The following is a 6,729-nucleotide window of genomic DNA, read 5'->3' as shown; positions in this document are numbered from 1 at the left end:
AGCTGGAGGCGTCCCGGCCAGACGCGAACCAGGTCGCCATCATCATCCACCGCATCATCGGCAGCGCTGGCGATGAGGTTGTTCGCGCCGTCAGCGGTGACCAGATCGTCGACCGCCACTCCGACGAGGCCGAAGACGACTTCATCGAGCGGTCGAAGGCCGAAGCGCTCGCCGCCAATGTCCAACGCCCCTGCAGCATGATTCTGCTACCCCAGCAGGTACTGCAGTGAGCGCCCTGCAACGTCGCCTCGCAAGACTGGAAGACGTGCTGCTCCCGAAGCCCCGTCCATCGGTCTGCATGTTGAGTGAGCCGGCGAGCGATGCGCCGGCCGAGGCATGGGCGGAATACCACCGACAGGTTGATGAAGCGACAGCTCGCGGGGATTTCCTCATCCTGCTGGTGCCGATGAAGCCGACCGACAGGCCGCGAACCGAGAAGGGTGTGACCTACTGCGGCAGCAAGTTCGAGGCGCAGCTGGCTGCGGCGTCGATGCATCCGTCCCGTCGGGGCAACAAGAGCCTGGTGAGCGACGTGCTAGAGGATCTGCACGGCAATGTCTTCAAACCGAGGTCGCAAGCCGGGGCCTATGCGCCTAGCCATCCTGCGGGCGAACGCGACGAGCAGGAGCACACGGACCCAGCGATCACCTGGGTTGACGTGAGCGCTGCTGCTGCCAATCAGGCAGCAACGTCGCTCTGATCTGCTCCAGTTCGACGTCGCGATACCTGTAATCGACCGAGAAACGTTCGGCATCGACGCCCGTCTGCCCGCCGTCGTGCATCCGCATTGCTCGAAAACGGGTACACATAGGGTACACAGGAAACAGGGGCGAAAAAATCCGCCCGAGAAATACAGTAACTAACTGATTTATTGGTGCCCCCACTCGGAATCGAACCAAGACCTGATGATTACAAATCAACTGCACGACCTTCATGCTACGGGGGCTCAGGAAAGCTGCAGCGCGATTATACCGGAGCCGCAGGCTGTCGCTGCATGCCGATGTCGCTTCCTGATCATGGAAAACGGCTGCACGACAGCCGATCCCGCTACCAGAACTTCCACCACCATTTCTTCTTCTTCATCGTCCGTTCGGTGTCCTTGCTCCACTGCGCGTGTGCCGCCAGACCCACCTTGTGGAAGTGCGCTCCGAAACGCCGGTCGCTGTCGTTGATGTGCTGGATCAGCCAGTTGCGCAGGAAGTGAAGCAGCTCGAAACTGATTGCCGCGTTCTCCGTGTCCAGCTTGTGTTGCAACGCATCCACCTGCTGCATCAGATCTTGATGCTGCTGCTTGTGGATCTCGAGCCCGGGGTAATGCGTCAGCCGCATCAGGCTTTCTTCGAGCAGGAAGTGGGTGCGGGTATATTCGGCCAGACGGCCGAGGATCTCCCGCGATGTGGCCTTGCCGTGATGTTCGCGAATCGCCCGGTGCAGATCGTTGAGGAGGCCAACGAGAACCTTGTGCTGTTCGTCGACTTCCTGGATGTTGATACTGAACTCGTCGGACCACTGGATCAAGTCTGTCGCACCCATGCGCTGCCCCCGAAACGGATTGTCGTAGACATGCAAGCGTACGCGGACGCAAGCCTGTGGTCTTGACATCGATCAATCATTCGTCGCGCCACCACGTCACCGGGGTGCGAAGTGGACCGGCCGGAGTCGGCGGCCGGACAGCGCCAAGCGGGCAAGCGGCGTCGACATCCGCCGTGCCGCCACAGCGGACGCTCCAGTGCGGGCAACTGCCGCCGCTTTCCCGGGGCGCCGACCGCTGCTAGAATGCGGCGACCGCTTCACTGCGTTAGATCATGGCGACCCCTTCCAACCCCTCGGAGATTGCACGCGAAGCGCTGCGTTTGCTGGCGGTTCGCCGGCTGCAACCGTCGCCCGACAACTACCGCGCGCTCTACCACGAGATTGCGGGCACACAGCCGGCAGACGCGCTGCCGCAGCGCGAGCTCAGGTCGCTCGCGGCTTCGTTGCCACAGGAGACACCGGCGCAGCAGCGGCTGGCACGACGCCTGGAGCAAGTGTTCACCGCGGGCAACTGGCAGCAACTGGGCACCGGCCTGTCCGACCTGGTACGGCAAATCGGCAAGGAGCAGGAGCTGCCGTGGAACGAGCTGTTCCGTGACCTCGTTCGGGAATGGGAGAACAAGCAGGCCGGGCTCACCGTGGCCCGCAAGCGCGAAGCCCTCGAACGCGTTCTGGCCGGTGGTTCGGGCAACGGCGAAGTGTTGTTCGGACGACTGCAGGGACTGGTGAAGTCATGGTCGGGAGCCGTCCCTGCGGGCGAGGACATCCCGCTGCTGGCACCCGACGCAGTCGCAGCCAGCGCCGGCGGGCCACAGTCTGCAGACGGCGGTGCTGCAACCGCTGCGGTCGATGGCAGCGAGCCATCGGGACCGCTGCGCGACCTCCTCGCCCACCTTCTGGAGGCGCTCATCGACTCGCAGCTCGCCAACGAGCCGGAGCTGGCTGCCGATGCCCGCGCGCTGATCCACAGGGTGCGCACCGCCACTTCGCGCGGCGCGCTCGACGACCTGCTGGCCAGCAGCAAGCGGTTCACCTTTCGTCTCGAGTTGCTGGCCGAGGATCGGGACGAGTTGCGTGCCAGCCTGCTGAAGCTGCTGCAGCTGCTGATCGAGAACGTTGGCGAACTGGTCGTCGAGGACCACTGGCTGCGTGGACAGATCGACATCGTCCGTGACATCGTCGCCGGTCCGCTGAATGTCCGGTCGATCGAGGATGCCGAGATCCGGCTGAAGGAAGTCATCTTCAAGCAGAGCCAGCTCAAGCATAGCCTCAACGAGGCACGGGAGAACCTGAAGCAGATGCTGGCGGGGTTTGTCGACCACCTGGCGGAGTTTGCCGATTCGACTTCGGACTACCACGACAAGATCGAGGTCTGCGCGACAAGGATCAGCCAGGCCGAAGACATCACCCAGCTCGAACAGGTGCTCGCCGAAGTGATCCGCGAGACCAGGATCATCCAGTTGAACGCGCAGCGCTCACGCGATGATCTGCGCGCCGCCCGGCAGCGGGTTGGTGAAACCGAGAGGCGGATCGCCGAGCTGCAGCAGGAACTCGAACGGGCAAGCACCCTGGTGCGGCATGACCAGCTCACCGGTGCACTCAACCGGCGCGGGCTCGAGGAAGCTTTCGAGAAGGAAGTGGGGCGGGCGCAAAGGCGTCAGTCGGCGCTCTGCGTGGCGCTGCTCGACATCGACAACTTCAAGAGACTCAACGATTCACTGGGCCACGACGCCGGCGATGCGGCGCTGATCCACTTGGCGACCGTGATTCGCGAAACAATGCGGCCACAGGATACGGTGGCCCGTTTCGGTGGCGAGGAGTTCATCATCCTGCTGCCCGAGACGCCGGTGGAGGACGCGCAGACGGCGGTCGTCCGCCTGCAGCGCGAGCTGACGCGGCGCATCTTCCTGCACAACAACGATCGCCAGTTGATCACCTTCAGCGCTGGTGTCACCGCTGTGCGGGCAGGCGACACCCAGGCGTCGGTGACGAAACGGGCGGACGAGGCCATGTACGCAGCCAAGCAGGCAGGGAAGAACCGGGTCCTGATCGGCTGAGCGCCAGCGGCGAAAGCGGCGTGCGCGGGCTCAGCGGCCGCGCGCCGCAACGAGCGAGCTGCTCGCGAGCTGCCGCAGAACCTCTCCGGCAGCCAGCAAACCAAAGGAAGCGGTGACGCAGACTGCCGAGCCGAAACCCGCGCAGCCCAGGCCGCTCGCGGTCTGCGGCACCGCGCAGTCGGGGTTGCGCGGCGGCTGGCGCAGGGGCTCGCTGGAGAAGACCGCGGGCACACCGAACTTCGTCTTCGCTTCGCGCGGAAAGCCATGTTCGCGGCGCAGCAGCGAGCGCACCCTGGCGAGCAGTGGATCCTGGATCGTGCGAGCGAGGTCGGCCACCTCGATGCGGGTGGCGTCGATCTGACCGCCGGCGCCACCGGTGGTGATCAACGGCAAGCCGCGACGCTTCGCCCAAGCGATCATCGCCGCCTTGGTCCGCACCTGGTCGGTGGCGTCGATGACATGCCGCACGCCGCCGGCGAGCATCGTTTCGAGGTTGTCCGGGGTCACGAAGTCCTCGACCTCGTGCACCGTGCATTGCGGGTTGATGGCGCGGATGCGCTCGGCCATCGCGCTGACCTTGGCCTTGCCGAACTCGCCGTCGAGGGCGTGTATCTGCCGGTTGACGTTCGATTCGGCGATCATGTCGAGATCGATCAGGGTGATCCGGCCAACCGCCGAACGGGCAAGCGCCTCGGCTGCCCACGAACCGACACCACCGATGCCAACGACGGCGACATGGGCGTCCTGGAAGAATCGCAGCGCATCGGCCCCGTAGACGCGAGCTACCCCGCCGAAGCGGCGCGCCGGATCGCAGGTCTCCGCACTCACAGGTCGTCGAGCAGGCGGCGCACCACCTGGTCGAACGGGGCGATCCGCTTCGGTGCGGCCGGCAGGCAGTCACGTAGCGCGGTGATGAAATCCTGCCGTCCGTCGGGGTCGACCAGGAGCCAGTCCTCGATTTGCTGTGCGTCCATGCTGGAGCCCTGCGGCACGCGTTGGCGCAGAGTGTATGCCAAAGCCATCGGTGTCGCTGGCCGGCATTGGCCCAGAAATTTCCAGACTGAGCCGTGCACCAGGGCGCCGTCCTTTACCTCACGACAGACGTCTTGCCAGTGACGCTAGCTGTTGCCATTGTCGAGAAAGCTGCGCAACTTGTCCGAGCGCGACGGGTGCCGAAGCTTCCTGAGAGCCTTGGCCTCGATCTGCCGGATGCGCTCGCGAGTCACGTCGAACTGCTTGCCCACTTCCTCGAGCGTGTGGTCGGTGTTCATTTCGATACCGAAGCGCATCCGCAGCACCTTGGCTTCACGCGGCGTCAAGGTATCGAGCACGTCCTTGGTGATGAAGCGAAGGCTGGAATAAAGCGCTGCTTCGGTCGGCGCGAGAGTGGCCTGATCCTCGATGAAGTCGCCAAGGTGCGAGTCGTCATCGTCACCGATCGGCGTCTCCATCGAGATCGGCTCCTTGCTGATCTTCAGGATCTTGCGGATCTTCTCTTCCGGCATCTCCATTTTCTTCGCCAGCGTCGCCGGATCGGCTTCCATTCCGGTTTCCTGCAGGATCTGCCGGGAAATGCGGTTCATCTTGTTGATCGTCTCGATCATGTGCACCGGAATGCGTATGGTGCGAGCCTGGTCGGCGATCGAACGGGTGATCGCCTGCCGAATCCACCACGTGGCATAGGTGGAAAACTTGTACCCGCGCCGGTACTCGAACTTGTCCACCGCCTTCATCAGGCCGATGTTGCCCTCCTGGATCAGATCCAGGAACTGCAGGCCGCGGTTGGTGTACTTCTTGGCGATCGAAATCACCAGCCGCAGGTTGGCCTCGGTCATTTCGCGCTTGGCACGGCGGGCCTTGGCCTCACCGGTTGACATCTGCTTGTTGATGTCCTTCAGCTCGCGCAGCGGAATTCCGATACGCTCCTGCAGGGCGAGCAGCTTTCGCTGCTCCTCCTTGATGTTGGGCGCATTGCGCGCGAGAACCGCGGCGTAGGTCTTGCTGGCGGCGGCGATTTCAGCATCGACCCAGTCGATGTTCAGCTCGTTGCCGGGGAAGACCTTGATGAAGTGCAGGCGCGGCATGCGCACGGTGTCGACACAGATGCGCTGGATCTTGCGCTCACAGGCGCGCGCCTCCTCCACCATGGCGCGCACCGAATCGCATAGCCGCTCGATGGTCTTCGAGGTAAAGCGAATTCCCATCATCTCTTCCGAGATCTGCTGTTGCAGCTTGAGGTAGGTCCTGTCCTGCGATCCGCGCCGGGGCAGGATCACCTGCGCCTTGAGGTAGTGCGCGCGAATCAACTCCAGCCTCTCCAGACCGTCGGTCTTGAGCTTGAGGAGTGAAGCCGCGGCAGCGGCACCCTCGATCGCTTCCGCGCTCTCCTCATCCTCCTCGTCTTCCACGGCGACCGCCTCCGCCAGCTCTTCGAGCGACTCATCGGCTTCCGGATCGATCAGGCCGTCGATCAGCTCATCGATGCGCATTTCGTCGCGCCCGATCCGGTCGGCACAACTGATGAGCTCGGCGATTGTCGTCGGGCAGGCGGAGATGGCCTGGATCATGTGCTTGAGGCCATCCTCGATGCGCTTGGCAATTTCGATCTCGCCTTCGCGCGTCAGCAACTCGACTGATCCCATCTCGCGCATGTACATGCGTACCGGGTCGGTCGTGCGACCAAACTCGGAATCGACGGTTGACAACGCCTGTTCCGCCTGCTCCTCGACATCGGCATCGTCTGCAGCGGCAGCCGGCGTCGCGTCGGACATCAGCAGCGTTTCGGCATCAGGCGCCTCGTCGTAGACCTGGATACCCATGTCATTGAAGGTGCTGATGATGCTTTCGATCTGTTCGGCATCGACCACATCATCGGGTAGATGGTCGTTGATCTCTGCGTACGTCAGAAAGCCACGCTCCTTGCCGAGCTTGATCAGTGTCTTCAGACGCGTCTTCCGGGTTTCATCGTCCACCGGTGCCGGCTGTGCCCCCGCCTGCGCCAGGAGATCTGCCGTCGCCTTGGCCTTAGCCGCCTTCGTCGTTACCGCCTTTTCCCTAACCATGACCAATTCCCGAATAGCTGGACTGGAAAAACTCTACAGTCTATCACATGCTAGCCATCACCGTTGCCGCGGACAGC

General features: G+C 63.4%; 6 protein-coding genes, 1 tRNA gene and 1 pseudogene. 3 read left to right on the top strand and 5 right to left on the bottom strand.

Annotated features, from left to right (window positions below):
• Positions 1-230: pseudogene (locus NFW30_RS20005) on the top strand (hypothetical protein); the annotation flags it as partial.
• The gene (locus NFW30_RS20000; RefSeq protein ID WP_295354253.1) at positions 227-700 is read left to right on the top strand and encodes a hypothetical protein; all 474 of its coding nucleotides are present in this window, start codon (positions 227-229) and stop codon (positions 698-700) included. The pseudogene NFW30_RS20005 and the gene NFW30_RS20000, both read left to right, overlap by 4 nt.
• 172 nt (positions 701-872) lie before the next feature.
• Here NFW30_RS20000 and NFW30_RS19995 read toward each other — a convergent pair.
• A tRNA-Thr gene (locus NFW30_RS19995) sits at positions 873-946 on the bottom strand.
• Positions 947-1,047: 101 nt separating this feature from the next.
• Positions 1,048-1,533 (bottom strand): bacteriohemerythrin, encoded by a 486-nt coding sequence (locus NFW30_RS19990; RefSeq protein ID WP_295354277.1) that lies wholly within the window; start codon positions 1,531-1,533, stop codon positions 1,048-1,050.
• 272 nt (positions 1,534-1,805) lie between these two features.
• Here NFW30_RS19990 and NFW30_RS19985 point away from each other — a divergent pair, with 272 nt between their 5' ends.
• Positions 1,806-3,590: a diguanylate cyclase gene (locus NFW30_RS19985; protein ID WP_295354256.1), complete on the top strand. Its 1,785-nt coding sequence runs from the start codon at positions 1,806-1,808 to the stop codon at positions 3,588-3,590.
• 30 nt (positions 3,591-3,620) lie between these two features.
• Here NFW30_RS19985 and tcdA read toward each other — a convergent pair whose 3' ends face one another.
• From tcdA to rpoD, 3 genes are all read right to left on the bottom strand, one after another.
• The gene (gene tcdA, locus NFW30_RS19980) at positions 3,621-4,418 is read right to left on the bottom strand and encodes a tRNA cyclic N6-threonylcarbamoyladenosine(37) synthase TcdA (RefSeq protein ID WP_295354259.1); all 798 of its coding nucleotides are present in this window, start codon (positions 4,416-4,418) and stop codon (positions 3,621-3,623) included.
• Positions 4,415-4,564: a hypothetical protein gene (locus NFW30_RS19975; protein ID WP_295354262.1), complete on the bottom strand. Its 150-nt coding sequence runs from the start codon at positions 4,562-4,564 to the stop codon at positions 4,415-4,417. Before NFW30_RS19975 ends, tcdA begins: the two co-directional genes overlap by 4 nt.
• Before the next feature lie 144 nt (positions 4,565-4,708).
• On the bottom strand, positions 4,709-6,652 hold the full coding sequence (rpoD, locus tag NFW30_RS19970; RefSeq protein ID WP_295354265.1) for an RNA polymerase sigma factor RpoD: 1,944 nt from the start codon (positions 6,650-6,652) through the stop codon (positions 4,709-4,711).
• Between the last annotated feature and the right edge of the window lie 77 nt (positions 6,653-6,729).

Source organism: Accumulibacter sp. (assembly GCF_023806635.1).
Taxonomy (GTDB): domain Bacteria; phylum Pseudomonadota; class Gammaproteobacteria; order Burkholderiales; family Rhodocyclaceae; genus Accumulibacter.
This window is presented reverse-complemented; position numbering and strand designations above follow the sequence as displayed.

What these genes read in the sequence shown, in the direction of transcription:
- NFW30_RS19975 (WP_295354262.1), bottom strand. Translation starts at nt 4,564, where the DNA reads ATGGACGCACAGCAAATCGAGGACTGGCTCCTGGTCGACCCCGACGGA.
- NFW30_RS19990 (WP_295354277.1), bottom strand. Translation starts at nt 1,533, where the DNA reads ATGGGTGCGACAGACTTGATCCAGTGGTCCGACGAGTTCAGTATCAAC.
- rpoD (WP_295354265.1), bottom strand. Translation starts at nt 6,652, where the DNA reads ATGGTTAGGGAAAAGGCGGTAACGACGAAGGCGGCTAAGGCCAAGGCG.
- NFW30_RS19985 (WP_295354256.1), top strand. Translation starts at nt 1,806, where the DNA reads ATGGCGACCCCTTCCAACCCCTCGGAGATTGCACGCGAAGCGCTGCGT.